This window comes from Acinetobacter johnsonii (assembly GCF_048551975.1).
GTDB classification, from domain to species: Bacteria; Pseudomonadota; Gammaproteobacteria; order Pseudomonadales; family Moraxellaceae; genus Acinetobacter; species Acinetobacter johnsonii_A.
In genome coordinates, this window is the sequence record NZ_JBIMCF010000015.1 from 48,194 (window position 1) to 69,132 (window position 20,939).

Annotated in this window: 21 protein-coding genes; 9 read left to right on the forward strand and 12 right to left on the reverse strand. The window is 40.7% G+C overall.

All coding sequences use genetic code 11. From position 1 onward, the window contains the following. Positions 1–3 precede the first annotated feature (3 nt). A complete protein-coding gene (murB, locus tag ACG9ZB_RS11810; protein ID WP_058869704.1) occupies positions 4–1,041 on the reverse strand; it encodes a UDP-N-acetylmuramate dehydrogenase in 1,038 nt (345 codons plus the stop codon). A gap of 13 nt (positions 1,042–1,054) precedes the next feature. After that, on the reverse strand, positions 1,055–1,564 hold the full coding sequence (locus tag ACG9ZB_RS11815) for a low molecular weight protein-tyrosine-phosphatase (RefSeq protein ID WP_419325966.1): 510 nt from the start codon (positions 1,562–1,564) through the stop codon (positions 1,055–1,057). Between the two features lie 114 nt (positions 1,565–1,678). Here ACG9ZB_RS11815 and ACG9ZB_RS11820 point away from each other — a divergent pair, with 114 nt between their 5' ends. Next, a complete protein-coding gene (locus ACG9ZB_RS11820; RefSeq protein ID WP_419325967.1) occupies positions 1,679–2,839 on the forward strand; it encodes an iron-containing alcohol dehydrogenase in 1,161 nt (386 codons plus the stop codon). 51 nt (positions 2,840–2,890) lie between these two features. Then, positions 2,891–3,334, forward strand: coding sequence for an acyl-CoA thioesterase (locus ACG9ZB_RS11825; protein ID WP_110973968.1), 444 nt, complete (start codon positions 2,891–2,893; stop codon positions 3,332–3,334). On the opposite strand, the gene dnaX is transcribed toward ACG9ZB_RS11825, so the two are convergent. The 5 genes from dnaX to ACG9ZB_RS11850 form a co-directional block, all read right to left on the reverse strand. Beyond that, the gene (gene dnaX / locus ACG9ZB_RS11830) at positions 3,327–5,399 is read right to left on the reverse strand and encodes a DNA polymerase III subunit gamma/tau (RefSeq protein WP_419325968.1); all 2,073 of its coding nucleotides are present in this window, start codon (positions 5,397–5,399) and stop codon (positions 3,327–3,329) included. The two genes, ACG9ZB_RS11825 and dnaX, sit on opposite strands and share 8 nt — an antisense overlap. Positions 5,400–5,660: 261 nt before the next feature. Further along, positions 5,661–6,116: a copper resistance protein NlpE N-terminal domain-containing protein gene (locus ACG9ZB_RS11835; RefSeq protein ID WP_151706401.1), complete on the reverse strand. Its 456-nt coding sequence runs from the start codon at positions 6,114–6,116 to the stop codon at positions 5,661–5,663. A 71-nt stretch (positions 6,117–6,187) separates the two neighbouring features. Then, the gene (locus ACG9ZB_RS11840; protein ID WP_228267793.1) at positions 6,188–7,432 is read right to left on the reverse strand and encodes a serine hydrolase domain-containing protein; all 1,245 of its coding nucleotides are present in this window, start codon (positions 7,430–7,432) and stop codon (positions 6,188–6,190) included. 74 nt (positions 7,433–7,506) lie between these two features. Further along, positions 7,507–8,361, reverse strand: a complete 855-nt coding sequence (locus ACG9ZB_RS11845; RefSeq protein ID WP_151706399.1) for a MaoC family dehydratase — start codon at positions 8,359–8,361, stop codon at positions 7,507–7,509. 148 nt (positions 8,362–8,509) lie between these two features. Continuing rightward, positions 8,510–9,901: a 3-oxoacyl-ACP reductase gene (locus tag ACG9ZB_RS11850; RefSeq protein WP_419325969.1), complete on the reverse strand. Its 1,392-nt coding sequence runs from the start codon at positions 9,899–9,901 to the stop codon at positions 8,510–8,512. A gap of 241 nt (positions 9,902–10,142) precedes the next feature. On the opposite strand from ACG9ZB_RS11850, the gene ACG9ZB_RS11855 reads away from it, so the two are divergent. Continuing rightward, positions 10,143–11,660, forward strand: coding sequence for an acetyl-CoA C-acetyltransferase (locus tag ACG9ZB_RS11855; protein WP_419325970.1), 1,518 nt, complete (start codon positions 10,143–10,145; stop codon positions 11,658–11,660). 790 nt (positions 11,661–12,450) lie between these two features. Here ACG9ZB_RS11855 and aceI read toward each other — a convergent pair. Continuing rightward, positions 12,451–12,885 carry a chlorhexidine efflux PACE transporter AceI gene (aceI, locus tag ACG9ZB_RS11860; protein WP_419325971.1) on the reverse strand — a complete coding sequence of 145 codons (435 nt, stop codon included), beginning with the start codon at positions 12,883–12,885 and terminating at the stop codon, positions 12,451–12,453. Positions 12,886–12,984: 99 nt separating this feature from the next. Between aceI and ACG9ZB_RS11865 the strand changes: the two genes are divergently transcribed. From ACG9ZB_RS11865 to ACG9ZB_RS11880, 4 genes are all read left to right on the forward strand, one after another. Further along, positions 12,985–13,872 (forward strand): LysR family transcriptional regulator, encoded by an 888-nt coding sequence (locus ACG9ZB_RS11865; protein ID WP_419325972.1) that lies wholly within the window; start codon positions 12,985–12,987, stop codon positions 13,870–13,872. Positions 13,873–13,964: 92 nt separating this feature from the next. Then, positions 13,965–14,951 (forward strand): transaldolase, encoded by a 987-nt coding sequence (gene tal / locus ACG9ZB_RS11870; RefSeq protein WP_419325973.1) that lies wholly within the window; start codon positions 13,965–13,967, stop codon positions 14,949–14,951. A gap of 70 nt (positions 14,952–15,021) precedes the next feature. Further along, positions 15,022–15,672, forward strand: coding sequence for a leucine efflux protein LeuE (gene leuE, locus ACG9ZB_RS11875; RefSeq protein WP_419325974.1), 651 nt, complete (start codon positions 15,022–15,024; stop codon positions 15,670–15,672). A 125-nt stretch (positions 15,673–15,797) separates the two neighbouring features. Next, positions 15,798–16,973 carry a benzoate/H(+) symporter BenE family transporter gene (locus tag ACG9ZB_RS11880; RefSeq protein WP_419325975.1) on the forward strand — a complete coding sequence of 392 codons (1,176 nt, stop codon included), beginning with the start codon at positions 15,798–15,800 and terminating at the stop codon, positions 16,971–16,973. Between the two features lie 66 nt (positions 16,974–17,039). Here ACG9ZB_RS11880 and ACG9ZB_RS11885 read toward each other — a convergent pair whose 3' ends face one another. The 3 genes from ACG9ZB_RS11885 to ACG9ZB_RS11895 form a co-directional block, all read right to left on the reverse strand. Then, positions 17,040–17,597 carry a TetR/AcrR family transcriptional regulator gene (locus tag ACG9ZB_RS11885; RefSeq protein WP_419325976.1) on the reverse strand — a complete coding sequence of 186 codons (558 nt, stop codon included), beginning with the start codon at positions 17,595–17,597 and terminating at the stop codon, positions 17,040–17,042. A 5-nt stretch (positions 17,598–17,602) separates the two neighbouring features. Continuing rightward, a complete protein-coding gene (locus ACG9ZB_RS11890) occupies positions 17,603–17,947 on the reverse strand; it encodes a DMT family transporter (RefSeq protein WP_419325977.1) in 345 nt (114 codons plus the stop codon). An 82-nt stretch (positions 17,948–18,029) separates the two neighbouring features. Then, positions 18,030–19,043 carry an alpha/beta hydrolase gene (locus ACG9ZB_RS11895; protein ID WP_419325978.1) on the reverse strand — a complete coding sequence of 338 codons (1,014 nt, stop codon included), beginning with the start codon at positions 19,041–19,043 and terminating at the stop codon, positions 18,030–18,032. A 302-nt stretch (positions 19,044–19,345) separates the two neighbouring features. Between ACG9ZB_RS11895 and ACG9ZB_RS11900 the strand changes: the two genes are divergently transcribed. After that, complete coding sequence (locus ACG9ZB_RS11900; RefSeq protein ID WP_419325979.1) at positions 19,346–19,789, forward strand: universal stress protein; 444 nt, start codon at positions 19,346–19,348, stop codon at positions 19,787–19,789. Positions 19,790–19,874: 85 nt separating this feature from the next. Next, positions 19,875–20,318 (forward strand): universal stress protein, encoded by a 444-nt coding sequence (locus ACG9ZB_RS11905; RefSeq protein WP_419325980.1) that lies wholly within the window; start codon positions 19,875–19,877, stop codon positions 20,316–20,318. 65 nt (positions 20,319–20,383) lie between these two features. On the opposite strand, the gene ACG9ZB_RS11910 is transcribed toward ACG9ZB_RS11905, so the two are convergent. Then, positions 20,384–20,599, reverse strand: coding sequence for a hypothetical protein (locus tag ACG9ZB_RS11910; protein ID WP_419325981.1), 216 nt, complete (start codon positions 20,597–20,599; stop codon positions 20,384–20,386). Between the last annotated feature and the right edge of the window lie 340 nt (positions 20,600–20,939).

Consider the following 20,939-nt stretch of genomic DNA (forward strand, 5'->3'; position numbering starts at 1 on the left):
CTTTTAACGATCCTGATGAGATTGAATGAGACCCGCCGAATTAAATAGCACAGGCTCAGGTTCCAACAAAACTTTAAATTTATTATACACATCCTGCTGTACTGCACGATATGTGCTCTGTACATCGTTCAAATCTGCATTGGCATAATTCACTAAAACCAAGGCTTGTTTGGCAAACATCCCAACCACACCAAGCTGCTTACCTTTCCAGCCTGATTGATCAATCAACCAACCTGCTGCAATTTTAACATCACCATTCGGCTGCGGATAATGTGGCAATTTTTCAAATTGTTCGGCTAAAAGGTCATAAGTTTGCTGACTAATAATTGGATTTTTAAAAAAACTACCTACATTTGGAAATTCTTTCGGATCAGGCAGTTTACTTTGACGAATCTGAATCACTTGTTGTTGTAAATTAAAAGCTGTTAGCTCATCACCTACGGCTTGTTTTAAGTCACCATAGCTAATTTTCAAATCTTCTTTTTTCAACAACTTGAAGGTCACATGTGTAATCACATAGCGATTTGGATCATCTTTAAAAATACTATGACGATAACTAAATGCACAGTCTTTAGCTTGAATATCGCTAAATGTTTTCAACTGTCGGTCATAGACTTGCACGCTTTCGATGAACTCACCGACCTCTACACCATAAGCCCCAATATTTTGTACAGGAGATGCACCCACGAGGCCTGGAATCAATGCCAAATTTTGTAAGCCAAATAGATGGTGTTCTGTCGTCCAAAGCACAAAGTCATGCCAAACTTGACCCGCACCAACCCGTATAGTTGTGGTAGTTTCATCTTCAGACAGGTTTTCTACGCCTAGAATGTTCATATGCACAACCAAAGCATTAATTTGTGCGGGAAGCAGCATATTACTTCCACCAGATAGAATCATGACATTCAAAGCGTGTTGCTGTGCATAATCCAATGCGTCTACAAGCTCATCTGGACTGTGAATTTGAACATAATGAGAGGCTATCGCATTTAAGCTTAACGTATTAAAAGGTTTAAGCTGTTTTTGTGTTTCGATTTGCATGCACGAACCTTAATTACTGTTCAAATTGTTGTTTAAAAATACTGACCCACGCTTGGCTGCTCGACTCACATTGGTCAAGAACACGTTCAAAACCATCAAAGTCACCATAGTAAGGATCAGGTAATGCTTGCTGCGGATACTTCGCGTCGTGTTCAGACATCAGTGCAACTTTAGCGCGGAGAGATTGAGCACCAAATTCAGTCTGCGCAGTTTGATACAACGCTTGAATATCATCAAAATTACGATGATCCATCGCCAAAATTAAATCGAAATGGACAAAGTCACGGGTCTGTAACTGTCGTGCACGTAAGCTAGATAAATCATAGCCCCGTTTTAAAGCATGTTCTTGACTACGCAAGTCAGGTGCTTTGTTGGGATGGTAATTACTGGTTCCCGCCGAATCGATTTCGATATTGAGCTGATGTGCATCACAAAAATGTCTGAGAACCACTTCTGCCGTGGGAGAACGACAAATATTTCCTAAACAGACACATAACACCTTATAGGGCGCTGTGAATGACATAACCACCTCGAAACAGCTTTATTTTCAAGTGTCTTATGTTAAGTTATTTAGAGGATGAATCCTATAGAAGTACAAAACAATATTGTTGGATAAGATATAAAAAAGGATGCTGATATGAACCAATTTCAATTTCAAACTGTGCCGAATATTATTTCAGGCTTAGGCAGCATTCAGCAACTCAGAGACATTTTAACAGCACGTCCTTATCAACATCTGTTATTGGTTACAGATGCTGGCATGTTAAAGCATCAGCTTCACCTTCCCATCTTAGAAATTTTAGAAGATATCTCGCTCACTTATAGTATTTACAGTGAGGTTGAAGCAGATCCAAGTGAGCAAATTGTTTTAAACGCGGTTGATTATGCCAAACAGCAAAAGGTAGATATCGTTTTAGGTTTTGGTGGCGGCAGCTCTATGGATGTTGCAAAAATTATTGCCATCCTCAGCCATCCTGTACAGCAGCAAAAGTTATCAGATCTTTATGGGATAAATAATGCCCAAGCCCCTCGCCTACCCTTAATTTTAGTGCCAACCACTGCAGGGACAGGTTCTGAGGTCACACCGATTTCGATTGTCACCACAGGTGAAACGACAAAGGCTGGAATTGTAGCACCCGTTCTTTTCGCCGATGTAGCGATTTTGGATGCGACATTTACTGAAAATCTGCCGCGTCATATTAGTGCTGCCACAGGCATTGATGCGATGGTACATGCGATTGAAGCCTATACCTCTAAAATCAAGAAAAACCCCTATACTGACATGTTGGCGAAACAGGCTTTAAAACTGCTGAATCGAAACCTCAACTTGGTGCTAGAAGATGGTCGAAATTTAGAAGCACGACAAAATATGTTAGTCGGTTCAATGTTGGCAGGACAAGCCTTTGCCAATGCCCCTGTAGGTGCTGTTCATGCGCTTGCTTATCCCTTAGGTGGACATTTTCACATTTCTCATGGACACAGTAATGCCTTAGTGCTGACAGAGGTTTTAAAGTTTAACCTCCCCCAAGCTAAGCAATATTATGCGGAACTGATCTGCTGGCTCGACCCAAAAAGTACAGGCTGTACCGATGGTCTTTCTGATCTTTTCGTCGATCATATGCAAAACCATTTGGACCGTAGTGGTTTAACCTTAAAACTCAAGGCATTGAATGTTTCTGAACATAATCTAGACCAGCTTGCAACCGATGCCATGTTGCAAACACGCCTACTACAAAACAACCCAAGAGAACTAGAGTGGCAACAGGCACGCGAAATTTATCAAGCCATTTACAGCTAAGCCATATAATTAACTTAGGCTATTTATAATACGATTTTAAGGATAATATCGATGAGACAAGCCGCAAAGACACGTGATCAATTTCATTATTTTTTACCGATTCAGACACGTTGGTCGGACAATGACCTCTATGGCCATGTCAACAACGTCACTTACTATAGCTATTTTGATACTGCCGCAAATGCCTTACTGATTGAAAAAGCAAATTTTGATATTCACCAATCCCCTATTATTGGCTTAGTGGTCGACTCAGCATGTAGTTTCTTACATGAGTTATCTTACCCTGAGATTATTGACGTGGGTGTGACTATTTCCAAAATAGGAAACTCCTCACTTACTTACGAGCTCGCCATTTTTAAATTTGGTCAAGAAACAGCTTCGGCTCAAGGACATTTTGTTCACGTTTTTGTAGACCGTGAAACGCGAAAAAGCACCCCGATTCCATCTGAAATGCGGAGTGCTTTGCGCCACTATTTAAGCCATGACATTACTTAAGCTGAATATTGTGTAATTCACCATCAAAAGTTTGCATTAGACTTTTCACTGTGTCTTCGTTTTGTAGTAATTCATGTGCACGTTGGAATGCCTTTTCCTTACGTTGCGCTTGCATCGTATATGGCGTAATGGTTTCAACTTCTGCATATTTCACATCAAAACGCGTCTGAGGCCATTCAGATTTGAGTGCATCTTCCAAAACATGACGTAATTGGGTGAGGAGTTGCTCATAGCGTTGCGGTATCATAAACACCGATTCTGCATCAATCTGTCCCGTCATTAAGCCTTGCTGTGCCAACTCTTGTACCGCGGGTGATAAATCGCTGTTTCTAAACCAATACTCCCACTTCTCCACTGTCCATTCACCGACTAACTGCTGTGCTTGTAGTTGCAAAATATCTTGTGGCATTAAATCGGTTGGAGATGAGACCTGTTCAGGTTGAGCAAGCTCTACAAGGGCAGTAACAGTTTGTAGGCTTTCATTTTCTACAACTTGAGTGTCTTGTACGATATCAGCAGACAGCACTTCATTTACTAAATCAAACGACTCAGCTTGCACAGCAGGTTCAACGGATGCTTCATTTTGAGTTTCTGTCTCTAGCGGTACAATTTCATCAAATAAGAAATCATCACTATTTGGCTCATCGTCATGAGTTTGTGCATTAAATTCATCTGCTTCATCCAAATCAAATAAAACTTCATCACTGGAAGGATCGAAAACGATTTGATCGGATTGCTGAGATACTTCAACTGATGGTTTATTCTCTTTGGCGCTTTCTGAAAGATTCACATCATCAAGTTCAGAATTAAAGTCAGTCTCTGCATCCTCATTTATCGCAGCATCTTCAAATGTCGCGTCAATATCTAAGCTTTGAGCATCTTGTTGCAAAGCCGTTGCTGGAGCAGAAGTCGGTATTACCGTTTGTTGTACAGATTCAGCTATAGCGCTATTGGCCTGAGTCACCAGTACTTCATTCGGTTGTAATGGACGGAACGCCAACATGCGTAGCACCGTCATTTCAAAGCCTTGCTCTTGCGTGACTGCTAACTGTAATTCAGCACGTCCTTTACATGCAATTTGGTAATAAAGCTGTAGGTCTTGCGCAGCAATCTGCTGAGACAATTGCATGATTTTTTTATTAATTTCAGCGCTATATTTGAGGCTTAGTTCTGGTAAATATTGTAATAATGCCAATTCATGTAAAGTCGAAATCAACTGATCCAAAACTAAAGATACATCCAGTGCTTGCTGGCGGAATTGTATCAGCAACTCACTCACCCGTTGTTTCTGGTTTTGATGTATCGCAAGGATCAGATCATAAATAATAGTACGGTCGATTAAACCTAACATCTCTTTGACATCTTGGTGCTGGATAGAGCCCTGACCATAGGCAATCGCTTGATCTGTCAAAGAAAGTGCATCACGTAATGAGCCTTGGGCAGACTCTGCAATTTGCCAAATCGCATCCTGCTCGGCGGGAATGCTCTCTTTATTTAAAATATTCCCCAGATGCTCGGTAATTTCATCTACAGCCAACGGGCGTAGAGTAAATTGCAAACAACGTGAAATCACGGTAATTGGGAGCTTTTGTGGATCTGTCGTTGCAAAAAGGAATTTCACATGTTCAGGCGGTTCTTCCAATGTTTTGAGTAAAGCATTAAAAGAATGCGTAGAGAGCATATGTACTTCATCAATCAAATACACCTTAAAACGACCTTGCGTCGGTGCATAAGGAACATTGTCTAAAAGCTCACGCGTATCTTCAACTTTAGTCCGTGACGCCGCATCAATTTCAATCAAATCAATAAAACGGCCTTCATTCACGGCAGTACAGGTTGGGCAAACTTCGCATGGTGTTGAAGTCACACCTGTTTCACAGTTCAAGCACTTTGCCAAAATACGGGCAATGGTGGTTTTTCCGACCCCACGCGTTCCTGTAAATAAATAAGCATGGTGCAAACGTCCGCGCTCTAAAGCACTGGTTAGTGCCCGAGAAACGTGGTTTTGACCCACTAGCTCATTAAAATTGCGAGGACGATATTTCCGTGCAAGTACTTGATACATGTATGCTCCTTTTTATAGGCCTAAGCATACTGTTTTTTTGCCAAAGAGTGAATGAATTACTTCACCCCGTTCTCACTTTTCTAAGCTATAAACCTGATTTAGATCAATAATCCAAAAACCATTCGCTCCATTTTTATCCCACTCTCTATCTCAAGCTATTTATACATTTAGATTATGGATTTGAAATAAAATGAGAGCTTTGCAAAAGTAAAAAAGAGGTAAATATTAAAATGAATTCGTAAAATACAGCTATTTAGAAAATTAAGCCGACTTCACCAGAATAAAATCACTCTGCATTTGGTATTTTTTACCGGTCACATCTTCACGTATTTCTAAAACACGATCCTCTAAATCGACATAAAGTAAGTTTCGCGTTGTCACGTTCACCAACTCTATCTTGTGCTGATCTTGAGCATTAAAACGAAGTAGTCCAGTCAAAGTTTCGACTTCGTTATGGCCACTCAAACTTTCTCGTTTTAGGGTGTAGGTCATGTTTTCATGCAGCTCAAGTGCAACTGCCATACCCGGACAGTCTTCACAACGGGACAAACATCCCATACACGGCGTTGTCCCGTGATAACCCCCAACCCACGCAGGAATAATCTGCTTTTGTTCTGCCACTTGGAGTTTAGACTTATCATGTTGCGTTTGATTCGCCTCGGAACAACCCAACAATAGTCCTGTAGCCATCAGAGGAATAAGAATAGGAGCCTTCATGTCACAAATCTTCAAAACCTAAACCGCGACGAACATAACATATTTTAGACGATGACTAAATCTCAGACCTGTCAAAACCAGCCTTTTTTACCTTTTAAGACTGCGTCCGCACAACGTAAACTTTCTTGGCTCAAAGCCCAAAGTCGATAATCCCCAGTTAAAGAAGCTGTAGCAAAGTTATGTGTATAAGCAAAACTTAAACCTCGCTCACTATCGCCCCAAGCTCCTGAACCATTAAAGCCCATATGACCAAAACCCTGCTCTGCGGTTTTGCCTAGGGTTAATATACGGTGATATCCCAAGCGCCAATGCATCGGTATCGGCATCACGCGATCTCGATAGCTATATTGCACTCGACTCAATTCAGAAAACACATCGGGACGAATCAACTGCTGACCTATCCAAATCCCTTTTTGAGATAGCATCGCATACACTTTGGCTAAACTATTGGCGGTAAAGACACCATTTGCCGCCGGAATGATCGCCTGAATCGCATCATCATGATAAAAGCTGACCTTTTTCATGCCTTTGGGAATCATGCCATCCTGAAAGTCTTGTGGATCTTGCCCTGACCACTGTATCGCTTTATCAAGCACTGAAACTTTACGCACCTTCGTGGGACTTGTTTGATTTGCTTGGATAGGTACAGGACGAGTAATAGGTCGTGCGATACGTTTTAATTCAGCACTGGGTGCGCCAAAGTAGGCTCCATCTAGCTCTAGCGGCTCAACTAAATAGGTTTGAAAAAGCTCAGTTAAACTTTTCCCCGTTGCTTTTTCCAAAGCACCACCGACTAGCCAACCGAAGGATAAAGGTTGATAGGCAGCATCTTCACCAATTGCAAAGCGTGGTTGCGCCTTTTCAAATACGTCTAACATATATGCCCAGTTCAACATTTCTGTCGCATCGGCAATGTTATTACGAATATCAAATAATCCGCTTTGATGACTCAGTACATGTCTTAGTGTCATCTTTCCTTTACCATTTTGGGCAAATTCAGGCCAATAATCCGCAATGGGTTGATCGTAGCTCAGCTCACCTCGACTGACTAAAATATGCGCCAAGGTTGCGAGCACGCCTTTGCCTGTCGAATAACACACCGACATCGTATTGGCCTGCCAAGGAGAATCTACCGCTGCCAAACCTGTATAGATATCGACAACTTTTTCACCCTGAAAATATAGAACACAGGCCGCACCGCCATATGCTGAACGAGCATCTTGTAAGCGGCTAAAGAGATGGGCAACACTTTGAAAACGTGGGTCAACGTAGCCTTGGTAATGGTTCGGATTCGCTTGTAAATATTGTTTTAAAATTTTCATTTACACATCCATGTATTTTAAAGCTGACATAAAAAAGCCCAGTGTAATCTAAACTGGGCTTTTTAAAATTATAGTGCTTTGATCTGTCCCGTCACATGCGGTTTTTGATTCTTACTATTTCGAATTAAGAAAGCAGTATTTGCCCCTTTTGTCACAGTCATAAAATCGACTGTTGACGGCAAATACATCGGCAGTTTAAACCAAACATCTGCTTCATAAGCATCAGGCAATGTGATCGAAGCCAACGCTCGTGCCTTACTCCACATGCCGTGCGCAATGGCCTGTTTAAAACCAAAGGCTTTTGCTGTCACCGCATGAATGTGGATCAGGTTAAAGTCGCCCGAAGTCATTGCATAACGACGACCTGTATTTTCAGAGACTTCCCAGACTACATTCGGCTGATAATCTGGAGTCGTTGCTTCGACTAATTTTGGTGCTGTTTTACCATCGGTCTTTTGACGTGCTAAATACGTGGTTAAAGCTTCAACCACGACTTCATTACCAACTTTCACCGTGGTAATAAAATCAAACTGAACACCTTTATCATGTGGCTCAAGCGCGCCATATTTACATGATAAAGTGAGGGTTTCATTGACGCCAACTTTACGCATTTGTTTGACTTGATTGCGAATATGCACCAAACCTAACACTGGAAATGGAAACGGCTCTTGCCCCATCATGTGCATTTGTAAGCTTTGCGATAATACAGCCAAATAAATCGCAGGAATATAACCATTATTCTTAAAGCCACATACTTCGTTATAGGCTTTCAAATGCTTTTCATCGACATTAAAAGAATCTACCACATACTCAACCTGCGGTAAGACTTTTTCACCTTTTGGTTTTTTAAAAATCAAACCTTGAATGACTTTCGGATAAGCCATGTATGGTTTTGGAAGTTGACTAAAATGGCGAGTCTTCATACTGAACCTTTGAGAAGTTTTTATTTCAATATTTTGAAAGTTCCTTCTCCCTCAGGGAAAAGGTTGGGATGAGGGAAAAATGCCATCCCATTTATAATATAAAGAATTCATCTCCCCTCTAAAGGAGAGATAAATTCAAGTTTTTAAATTAAGCACCCAACAAGCTTTGACCACAAACGCGTACCACGTTGCCGTTTAAACCAGTCGATGCTGTCGCTGCAAATAAAGCAATCGTTTCAGCAACATCTACCGGTAAACCACCTTGGCTCATCGAGTTCATACGACGACCCGCTTCGCGGATTGCAAATGGAATCGCAGCGGTCATTTGCGTTTCAATGAAACCTGGTGCAACCGCATTGATGGTAATGCCATTCGTCAACGTTGGAGCAGTAAATTTAACCACACCAATGACACCCGCTTTTGATACCGCATAGTTGGTTTGACCGAGGTTACCTGCAATACCTGAAATTGATGATACACAAACAATACGACCATTGGCATTTAAACCGTCGTTCGCAAGTAAATAATCATTTACACGCTCAATCGCTGACAGGTTAATGTTAATCACCAAATCCCAAAGCTCAGGCTTCATATTTGCCAAAGTTTTGTCACGGGTAATACCTGCGTTATGCACAATAATGTCTAAACCACCTTGAGCAGCTGCCGCAGCTTTGATTTTCTCACCAGCATCGTTTGCTGTGATATCAATTGCCAGTGTTGAACCACCAATCTCACCTGCAACACGGTCAAGATCTGCTTGCTGCTGTGGTACGTCTAAACAAATCACATGCGCGCCATCGCGTGCCAAGACATGTGCAATCGCTTCACCAATACCACGGCTCGCACCTGTCACTACAGCAGTTTTACCAGCCAATGGTTTAGCCCAGTCCACATCTACAACATCAGCTTTAGATACGCGGATCACTTGACCAGAGACATAAGCAGAACGTGGAGATGCTGCAAAACGTAAAGTTGACTCAAGATTTGCTTCCGCATCTGCATCCACATAAATCAAATGTGCTGCAATCCCCTTTTTAAATTCTTTACCGACTGACTTCACGAAGCCTTCAAGCGCGCGTTGTGCAATCGCTTTTTTAACGCTACCCGCAGTTTCAGGGGTCGTGCCTACCACAATCACACGACCAGAAGCAGCCACTTGACGTGCAATCGGGTTAAAGAAGTTATATAACTCATTAAGTTGCTCTGATGACTCAATGCCAGATGCATCAAAAATAACAACTTTGAATTTAGACTCTTTGTCGCCTGCATTAAATGCACTTAAGTTTAAGCCCACTTGAGCCGCAGCTTGCTGTAACTGTGCATTGTTACCTGCATAGCTATTGGCGTGAACATTTGCCAACACTTGCGCAATTGCACTAGACAATGAACTGTTTGTTGCTGCACCCAGTAAAACAGCACCTTTAATCACAGGCGTTGCTGACTCAAAACGGTCTAAAAAAGTTGGTGCAGGTAAACCCAAATTTTTAATGACAAATTTACCAATCGGAGATTTTGCGAATGTTTGGTATTGATCAGTCATGTTTTTTATCTCTCATACAAATGAATTGTTGATGGATTCAAAGATATCCTTTTAACTTCAAAGTGATGTCTAGAGTCTTATATTTCAATATTTCCATCGGTTTCTATAGAATCATACTTGAGTTATAGATGATATGTCTTGACCTGAAAGCCTGTTGCAATGTCATTCTAGTCAATTCAGCCCTTTTTATAATATGCTAATGTACACCCTAAGAATAGATTAACATGCTTGGAAAAGCCTTATGAGCAAAACAACTCAAGAAAATCCAGCAGTGGAAAATTCTGCTACGGAAACTGGGTCAAATACATCAAAAAGTACACCGCGTAGAACTAAAAGTACTGGCACAACAACCCAATCAGTAAATAACACGACTAAGCCGACTCGCACTCGTGCTGCGTCAACTCGTAGTAAAAGCTCCGCTTCTTCTACAAATGCTTCAAAACTAAAAACTCAAACTGCTGTTCAACAGGATCAAACCATGAGTCAAAACACTGTTCGCCGCGTGGCTATTATCGGTGGTAACCGTATTCCTTTCGCTCGCTCAAATGGCGCATATTTCACCGCTTCGAATACAGATATGTTCACAGCAGCGCTAAACGGTCTTGTTGAACGTTTTAATCTTCAAGGTCAGCGCCTTGGTGAAGTTGTTGCTGGTGCGGTGCTTAAGCACAGCCGTGACTTTAATATGACCCGTGAATGTGTACTAAACACTGCACTTGCACCAGAAACACCTGCTTACGATATTCAGCAAGCATGTGGCACTGGCTTACAAGCAGCTTTTTTAGTTGCCAACAAAATCGCACTGGGCCAAATTGAAGTCGGTGTTGCTGGTGGTGTAGACACGACTTCTGATGCACCAATTGCATTTGGTGATGGTTTACGTAAAGCATTTCTTGAACTCAACATTGCAAAAACGGGTAAAGACCGTTTAAAAGCTTTAACTAAAATCAATCTAAAAGACTTAATGGATGCGCCAAAAAATGGTGAGCCACGCACAGGTTTATCTATGGGTGATCACCAAGCTATTACTGCGCTTGAATGGGGTATTGCACGTGAAGCACAAGACGAACTTGCTGCATCTTCACACCAAAAAATGGCTGCGGCTTACGAAGAAGGTTTCTTCGATGACCTCATCACACCATTCTTAGGTTTAGAGCGTGACAACAACTTACGTGCTGACTCTACGGTTGAAAAACTTGCTAAGCTCAAACCAGCTTTTGGTAAAGGCGATGCGCGTACCATGACTGCGGGTAACTCAACCCCACTTACAGATGGTGCGTCTTGTGTACTTTTAGCATCTGAAGAATGGGCAAAAGCAAACGGTCACGAAGTGCTTGCTTACTTAACCTTCCAAGAAACGGCTGCTGTTGATTTCGTTGAGAAAAAAGAAGGCTTATTGATGGCACCAGCTTATGCAGTTCCACGTATGCTTGAGCGTGCTGGCATTAAACTTCAAGACTTCGACTACTACGAAATTCATGAAGCATTTGCATCGCAAGTTCTGTCTACTTTGAAGGCTTGGGAAGATCCAAAATTCTGTAAAGACCGTTTAGGTTTAGATGCTCCACTCGGTTCAATTGACCGCACTAAACTCAACGTAAAAGGTTCTTCACTTGCAGCAGGTCACCCATTTGCTGCAACGGGTGGCCGTATCATTGCCACTGCTGCGAAGCTGATCAACCAAAAAGGTTCAGGTCGCGTACTGGTTTCAATTTGTGCTGCTGGTGGCCAAGGTGTAACAGCGATTATTGAAAAATAATCTCGCTTTCACCGTTAAAAAGCACCTCTTTTGAGGTGCTTTTTTACTGGTCAAAATAATCAGTTCAATCTATAAATAAAATCATAAAATAAACAAATACAAAGCTATGCGAAATTCATCCCCATTATTGGCTTATCTCAATCATTCGCTATTATTATTTTTACCTCATTCCCTTAGGACTAGCACTCCTTGTGGTCAATTTTGATATTAACTTTCAAGGAATATTTCCAACCAGCATCGCATCAAGTTATCGACCCCTCATAAAGTTCTCAATGACTTTTTTGGCATAGTCAAATCATTATAAAACTAATACAAATAAGTCGATGAATTATTTCGATTTTTTTCGAATACCACATGGATAATAAAGTAGTTTGACTATATATGTACCTTCATCTGTATTGTCGTTATTTTTATCAATTATTTTCGCGTACAGCTCAACAGACAACAAATCCAGCACATTAAACAAAACTACGCAGGACTGAATACACATCAACGTTCAATGTTTAGCCCGCTAGGCTTAGTGTTTTTTATTTTTATGTTGTTCTTTTTCTGCTTAAGCTGGTTTTTGATCAGTGATGAAATCCCATACACAGATTCCAGTACAAAGAAAAGCGCAACCATGGTCTATCTAAAAGGCTTTGCACATCCATATATTAGCGCTGTAGTGAGTAGCTTACACTATGCCCTCACGGTTCTTTTGCTTTGATGATCCCTTATATTTTAAATGTCAGAAAATTCAAATAAGAATCGCATCACATTAAAAAAGCCACGACATTGCGTGGCTTAATTTTTAATTTGAATATTGCGCTTCAGATTGAATACCCAATTTGGCCTCCACCATGTCATAACACCATTGGAAAATAAAGGTATAAACCAAAATACACATGGTTAAACTAAAGTCGAGCACGATGGCTTGCCAAATACTCATTTGCATTGCATATGCGACCATTGGGATGGTTGCAAGCATCAAACCACCTTCAAAACCAATCGCGTGAAGGGCACGCACGCCGATGGTTCTTTTTAGCTTTCTTTTCGCTTCAAACTTTTCAAAAAAATGGTTAAACACCATATTCCATATGACCGAAGTGACAGCCATGGCAATACCAAGTACACCTGTGACTTCTAAAGGCATATGGAATATGAAACTTAAAGCTACAGCAATGATCACCAATAGGATGATTTCATAGCTGAGCGCATGAATAATCCTTCTTTTGGAAATCAACATTTCTAATTACTCTTTCATAATTGGATGTTGGCTAGTTTATTTTTATAATATTGATTAATCGAGTTAGATTCTTTCAATAAAATTGAAAGATAGAAAATTATGAATATCAATCAAGAGCAACTGATCATTTTTAAAACCGTGATTGAGTCAGGCTCATTTTCAGCTGCCGCACGAAAATTGGGCAAAGTGCCATCGGCCGTGAGTATGTCAATTGCCAACTTGGAAATAGACTTAAACCTACAACTTTTCTTACGTGAAGGACGTGAGCCCACAGCAACAGCGCAAGCCCTAACCTTGTATGAAAAGACCGAGCAACTACTGACCGAAATGAACCAATGGAAACAGCATGCCCATGCCCTAAGCCACTGTTTGGAGTCCTCGCTCAACATTGTAGTGGTATCTGAACTGCTACATATACAATGGATCGACTACATCGCAATATTAGAAGCCGAATTTCCCAGTCTACAAATTAATATTTTTTCTGCACCTCAAGAAGATGCGCAGAAAATGTTACTCAGCGGCACAGCACAACTGGCACTGATGTTTGAACGTGAACAACTTGAAAGTAGCGAACAGTTTGTAGAATTAAAACTCGAGACTTTAGTTCCCGTCGCCAATAAAGATTTTATTCTGGCGCAATTTCCACAAGTCAGCTTTGAACAAATCCAACACAGTCGTCAAATTGTGGTTGCTAGTCGCGATAAAAGCATTAAACCAGAATTGCTCTATTCCAAACAGTATTGGCGGACAGACAACCATCACTCGGCTTGCGCCTTAATCATGCAAAATTTTGGCTGGGGTGTTTTACCCTTAGAAATGTTGAATGAAAATCCTCAGCTCAAAAAGCAGCTCAAAATATTAGATTTGCTGGATTTCACACCGAAGTTTGAATATTTTGTAGACTTGGTCTGGAGTCGTGAAAGTGAATTGGGTGCAGCTGCACGTTTTTTAATCCAATACATTAGAAATCAGCGTAAAAAAGTATAATAACTGCTGTTAAAACGTCCGAATCCACTTGGGTTAAAAGCAGTTTGTGTTATAAATAATTTACGGGTAATAACTTTAAGAACGAACGATCAATGACACAAACCGCATTAAACCAATTAAAAAGCTTAACCACCATTGTTGCCGACAGTAGCGATTTAGCGGCGATTAACCAATTTCGTCCGCTCGATGCAACCACCAATCCATCTCTAATTACAGCCGCTGCAAGTCAACCTGAAAATAAGGAATTAATTGAAGATGCTTTCGCTCAAGCCAAAGCTGAAGGCTTAGAAGATGACTTACTGATTGAACGCACAATCGACATTCTTACCGTCAAATTTGGTGTTGAAATTCTCAAGTTGATTGAAGGTCGTGTTTCCACAGAAGTGGATGCAGCGCTGTCTTATGATACCAATGCCACCATCAAAAAAGCCAAAGAGCTGCTGGCGCTATATAAAAACTACGGCGTAGATCAAGATCGTATTTTAATTAAAATTGCTTCGACATGGGCAGGCATTCAAGCAGCGAAAGTGCTGGAAACTGAAGGCATCCATACCAACTTAACGCTTTTGTTTGGTGTGCATCAAGCACATGCTTGTGCGGAAGCGAATGTCACTTTAATCTCACCTTTTGTTGGACGTATTTTAGATTGGTACAAAAAGGCCGAAGGCGTGGAAAGCTATCCCGTTGAAAAAGACCCTGGCGTACTTTCTGTGAAGCAAATTTACCAGTTCTATAAAGCACATGGGGTTAAAACAGAAATTATGGGCGCAAGCTTCCGGAGCATTGACCAAGTGTTGGGACTAGCTGGCTGCGACCTACTCACTGTTGCACCTAATTTATTGGCTGCACTTGAGCAAGATACGCGTGAAGTCAAAGCACAACTGTCTGCAAGTGATGTTATGCCTGCGACAGCACCACTTGACCCACTCGGTGAAACTAAGTTTAGAGATCAAATTGAACATGACCTCATGGCAACGCAACTGCTACAAGGGGGGATTGATGGATTTATTAAAGCTCGTCAACAACTGAACACACTGTTACGTCAGTCTTTTGGTTTAGATGAAGAAATTTCAGCTTAACTTGATTTTTCTTCTTTTAAAAGCCGATTTTGTTATCATGCAACATCGGCTTTTTTATTGAGAATACGTTGTGTTTGGTATTATCGATATCGGTACTTATATCATCGGTACAACTCTAATTGTGATTTTGCCAGGCCCAAATTCTCTTTATGTGATGTCCATTGCCTCACGATTTGGTATTAAGACAGGTTACTGGGGTGCATTAGGTGTTTTCACAGGCGATTTGATCCTCATTCTATGTACCGTGCTGGGTGCAGCATCTCTTTTACATGCTTTTCCTTGGCCGTTTATTTTATTAAAAATTGTAGGCGCACTTTATCTGTCATATTTAGGTATAAAGCTCTTGATTGCAGGAGCCAAAACCTGGAACTCTAGCCCACAACAGCTTGCAGCAAGTACAGTTCAGAGTACGTTGCAAACATTACATCCTTTTCGTTCAGCGCTGACCATTAGCCTTTTAAACCCAAAAGCTATTTTGTTTTATCTGTCTTTTTTTGTTCAGTTTGTCGACCCAAATTATGCTTACCCAGCACTGAGCTTTGCCTTACTTTCCATTATTCTACAAATCATCAGTATGGCCTATCTTAGTATCCTGATTTTTTCAGGTATTAAGCTGGCGAGCTATTTCAATCGTCAATTTAAAGTTGCAGCCGTTGCGGTGGCGACCGTCGGTCTGCTGTTTTGTGGCTTCGGCTTTAAACTGGCACTTTCTACACTGTAATTTTCGTGAATAATCTCATTATTTTCGATAAAAAATCCATAGTGCGCTGTTTTATTTTTCAAGAACCAGCGTATGATCCTCGAACAATAGTAATTTTCACTCATTCAGATTATATTTTGATCTTCATGCAAAAATTATTTCAAGATTTCTCAGTTCCAGCTGTATTCGCAGGTTTTATTACCTTCCTCATTGGCATTAGTGTGTCTTCAGTCTTGGTCATTCAATCCGCCCAAGTCTTAGGTGCAAATGCCACGCAAATCAACTCATGGTTCTGGGCTTTAGGTCTGGCTATTGGTTTGAGTGGCCTGCTTTTATCTTGGAAACTTAAATATCCTGTATCGACATCATGGTCTACGGCAGCACTGGCCTTAATTATTGCGACAGGCAGTGGTTATAGTTTGCATGAAGCGATTGGCGCATTTTTGGTCTGTGGTTTGGTTACTGCAATTTTGGGCTTTTTCGGTATCTTTGAAAAAGTACTGACGTATATCCCTCAAAGCCTAACCAGTGCCATGCTAGCAGGTGTGTTATTGAAGTTTGGTATTTCATTGTTCGCCAGTATGCAAGATCATTGGGGTTTTATTTTATCTATGCTAGCGGCCTATATTGTTTCTAAGCGACTTACTCCACGTTATTGCATTGTCATTACAGTGATTGCAGGCTTATTACTCTGCCCGTTATTCTTAGACTTCCATACACCTCAAATCACATGGAGCCTAGCGCAACCTGTTTGGATGGCACCTGAGTTCAGCATGTCTGCTATTTTAGGTTTAGCGCTGCCGTTGTTTGTGATCAATATGGCATCGCAGTACTTACCAGGTATTGCCATGATTAAAAGCTATGGCTATAACCCCCACGTCAATCAACTGATTGGTTGGACGGGCACCGCTCAAGCCTTACTCGCACCCTTTGGCTGTTATAGTGTCAATACTGCAGCAATTAGTGCAGCCGTCAGTTTAGATGAACAAGTTCACACTGACCCATCAAAACGCTATATTGCTGGGATGAGCTGCGGTTTCTTCTACATCTTAATGGGACTATTCGCAGCCACCCTGACCAGCCTTTTGCTGTCTTTCCCTGCAATTTTTATTACAGCCTTAGCTGGTATTGCTTTGTTTGGCACGATTAGTCATAACATCGCGATTGCATTTGAAGCAGTATCAGACCGTGAGGCAGCTCTCATGACCTTCTTATTTAGCGCATCTGGAGTACAATTCTTTGGTATTGGTTCTGCCTTTTGGGGACTACTCTTTGGTTTTGCAGTTATGCTTATATTTAAGTTTAAAGCCAAAAAAGTTTAAGCCCTCATATAAAAAAGCACCCTCGATGGGTGCTTTTTTATTTTCAAATATTGCTAACTTGAAAAATTAATGCTGATAACTTCGTTGAATCAATTCTTGCTTAAGCTGCATGGTCTCATACAGATTTTCCACCTCGGTAAATGCTGTGAGCCAAATGCCATCTGCAGCATAGCGTAGAATTTTAAGCTCCAAATCATTGTCTGTATCCTGATGTCGCGCTAAACGTTTTTCTAGCCACTCAATCCAATACTCATTAAAGGTACGATCCGTCAGCATAATCATCGAAATAGCTGACCAAGAATGCTCTAAACCTAACACCTGCTTTTCCAAAGTAATTTCAATATATGCTCGGGTAAAGCAACCATAACGATCTCGGTCTTGGCTAATCAACTCATCAACAACACGATCTAATTGTTCAAGCTGTTCCACAACCATCGCTTCTAGTAGTTTTTGTTTGTTTGAAAAATGATGAAAAACACCACCCTTACTCACACCAACCAAATCGGCCACCGCTTGTATGGAAACCCCAGTCACACCTTTTTCAGCAGCCAAACAGATCGCATGCTGTAGGATACTTTGGCGAACCTGTTCTGGGGCCTTTTTACGTGGACTTGCTTGTTGCATCGAACTTAATGCCCTGTTGAGTTTGAAAATAAGTTAATCACGACCACACCAGAAACAATCAGTGCAATACCGATCATTGCTGCGAAATCTAGACTTTGTCGGAAAACAAAGTAACCAATCAGAGCGGTTAAAACAATACCAACACCCGCCCAAATCGCATAAGCGATACCCAATGGAATTACTTTAATCACTTGAGACAATAAATAAAATGCCAACGAAAATAGAATTACCACGGCCAAAGAAGGCAATAGCTTGGTAAAACCTTCCGACTTTACCAAAAAAGTCGAACCAATCACTTCAGAAATAATTGCCATCGCCAGCAAAGCATAAGCCATTAATATAGGATTCATCAGAAACTCAACAACAAACATACCGATCGGTCGGTATGTTATTAAGATAGCAAAAACTAAACAAGGCTTTCTGCATACTTTTTTATTTTGTTTCAGTCGGCCTAGAGGTTTGCTTTATAAAATCAATGGTTCGATCAAAGGTGATCTGACTCGCTTTTTTGCTCATCATGAACTGATATTCATGCACCAAAAACTCCTTAGAGTCTGGATAGAAAGCCTCCGTGACTGCAACCTGATGCTGCTTTAGCACCGCAACAAAAGGTAAAGACTGGCTCTTGGATAAAAAGTCTTTATTTCCTCCACTAATAAATACAGATGGATACTGTGACGTAATATGTTCACTGGTTGAAATCGACTTTAGAAAAGCTGCATCCTCTTTACGCTTCCCAGTATAAGCTTGAACCAGGTTATAAACGCCCCATTCAATAAGTCTACGTTCCTCAGGAGCGGTGTTTACAAAGCGATATAAGTCATAAATACCACAATGCAAAATTAGCCCTTTAAGCTGTTTCGGCTGAATGCTCGGCTTAAAATTGGATGCTTGAGCAAATGTTGGATTGGTCAAAAGCGCAGCATAATGACTGGCTATATTGGCTCCAGCAGAGTCTCCTGCTAAATACAGTTGGTTCGGGTTAATATGATACTGAGCAGCATTCAATTGTAAGAAATTCAGTGCATGATCGACTTGCTGTAACTGAGTGGGATAAATAGCCTCAGGCGCAAACTGATACTGTACCGAGACCACGTTAAAGCCTTGATTAGCTAAAAGCTTAAAATAACCTCGCGCATGCTCTTTTGACCCCGAAACCCATCCGCCGCCATGAATCCAAACCACCGTGGGCATTGCGTTTAATTGTTCAATATTTTGGGGTTGATAGATATCAACATTCAGCTCAGGGATAGCTTGATATGGAATATTATTATGTACAATGACATCGGGAGGCGCAAAGCGATCTAGCATTTTCATTTGAATATTGGTTGCTGTATTGAATGTTCCCGCAATCAGTTTGGTGTTCTTTTCTACACTTTGACACGCGCTCAATAGCACAACCATGAAAACAGTACCCAGTACTTTTATTATTGATTGAAAAATCATACTGTTCAGCCCCACCCTTTTTTCAAATGATTCTAATACAATCTCTATCACACCGCATGATTAAAAAGATCTCATTTCAGTCTCATTTAAAATCCAAAAGTATTTTTTAAAGAATATCGCTTTAAATCTGAAACTTGAGTTTTTCACTCAAGATTTTGGACAGGTAAATCGGCTTTTTTTTGAATTATTTTCTTTAAATTTCATGAATTTTCAATTTTTAGCCCGATCAAAATTGAACATTTAATGGCAGTGTGTTATCAATAAATTAAGAACTAAATCTTATACAAAAAGGAGTCCCTTTGATGGCTTACCAACATATTTTAGTCCCTGTTGATGGTTCACAAATTTCTTTTTCTGCGGTTAAGCAAGCGGCTGAAATTGCCAAAGTTTTTGGCAGTCAACTCACATTGATTAGCTTAGTTGCTGAAGACCCTCTCAAAGATGCTGATTTTTACTATACTTCTCCAATCATGAAAGACTATTTCATACAAGCCTACAACAATGCTGAGAAAGCCCTTCAGGATGCTGTTCAAATTGCACAAGAACAAGGTGTAACAGCACAGTCTAAAATCATCAAAGGTGAAGTCTCTGAAGATGCTGTGGTCGAAGCAGCCGCTTCACTAAAAAATGACCTGATTGTAATGGGTTCACATGGCCGTAAAGGCTTTCAAAAATTCCTATTAGGCAGCTTTGCTCAAGATATTCTCAAGTCTACTGAGCTCCCAGTTCTCATTGTTAAAGCTTAATCAACTATAACGCGTCTTTATGTGAATTGATTTCGCATGTACTGCAAAATAATCCGCATAAAGGTGCCCCATTAAGGAGAAGATAATGAGCTACAAACACATTTTGGTTGCCGTCGATGAATCACCCATGTCTTATGCTGCTGTTGAACAAGCACTTGAGTTGGCCAAAGATTTAAATAGCCGTGTAACGCTCATGAGTGTGATTGCCGTCGATCCATTTGTCGGTGTCGACTTCTATAAAGTTGCACCAGCCATCACCGACTATTTCCTACATGCTGAAAAAGTCGCTCAAGACCGTTTAGCCGAAGTAAAGCTCTCATTTGACCGTGATGAAATTAAGGTGGATACCAAAGTGATTCGCGGCATCTCTCCTTCTGAAGGTATTATTCATGTGGCCGATGAAGTCGGTGCAGACCTGATTTTGATGGGCTCACATGGCCGTACAGGTTTTAAAAAGATGATGTTAGGTAGTGTGGCGCAGAATGTTCTTACACAATCTCCGATACCTGTGCTGATCGTAAAAGTTTAAGTATTGTTTTAAATAAAAAGACTGCCGAAGCAGTCTTTTTTGTTTGGCGGAACTCGTTAACTTCATTAGCTTTTACTAATCTGCTGATGCAAATTTTGCAAATAATTCTCTGCTGCCGACTGTTGCATAAAAGTTTTTTGAAATAAACCCGAAGCCTGATGGTTATGCGGACTATATTCAACATTGACTTGAAATGTTCCCAGTTCAGCACTTTTCGCAATACGAATAGCAATAATATGAATGGTATTTAAATAAAAGCCATCTTCAATTTTAACTAACATATCTGTTTACACTCTACATGTTTGTCTGCCCAATAGCCTGTATACAGAAGCCGAAAAAAATACAGAATATTGAGCTAATCATCTGTTATGCCATAACATTATACCCATAAAATGCGATTAGTTTCACACTATTCACATGAATCTTCATTATTTAGAAAAATACCAATATGCACTCTTCATACTGTCATTCTTCAGTTTGCATAAAAAAAGCCAGTCAGTAGACTGGCTTTTTTTATGCGTAGATTGTCCCGTCCTGAAATAAGTTTACACCTTAAGAGACTTATTTTATGGAACATGCACGAGAACAACGAGTTAAACGTACACAACGTGATTATAGCTT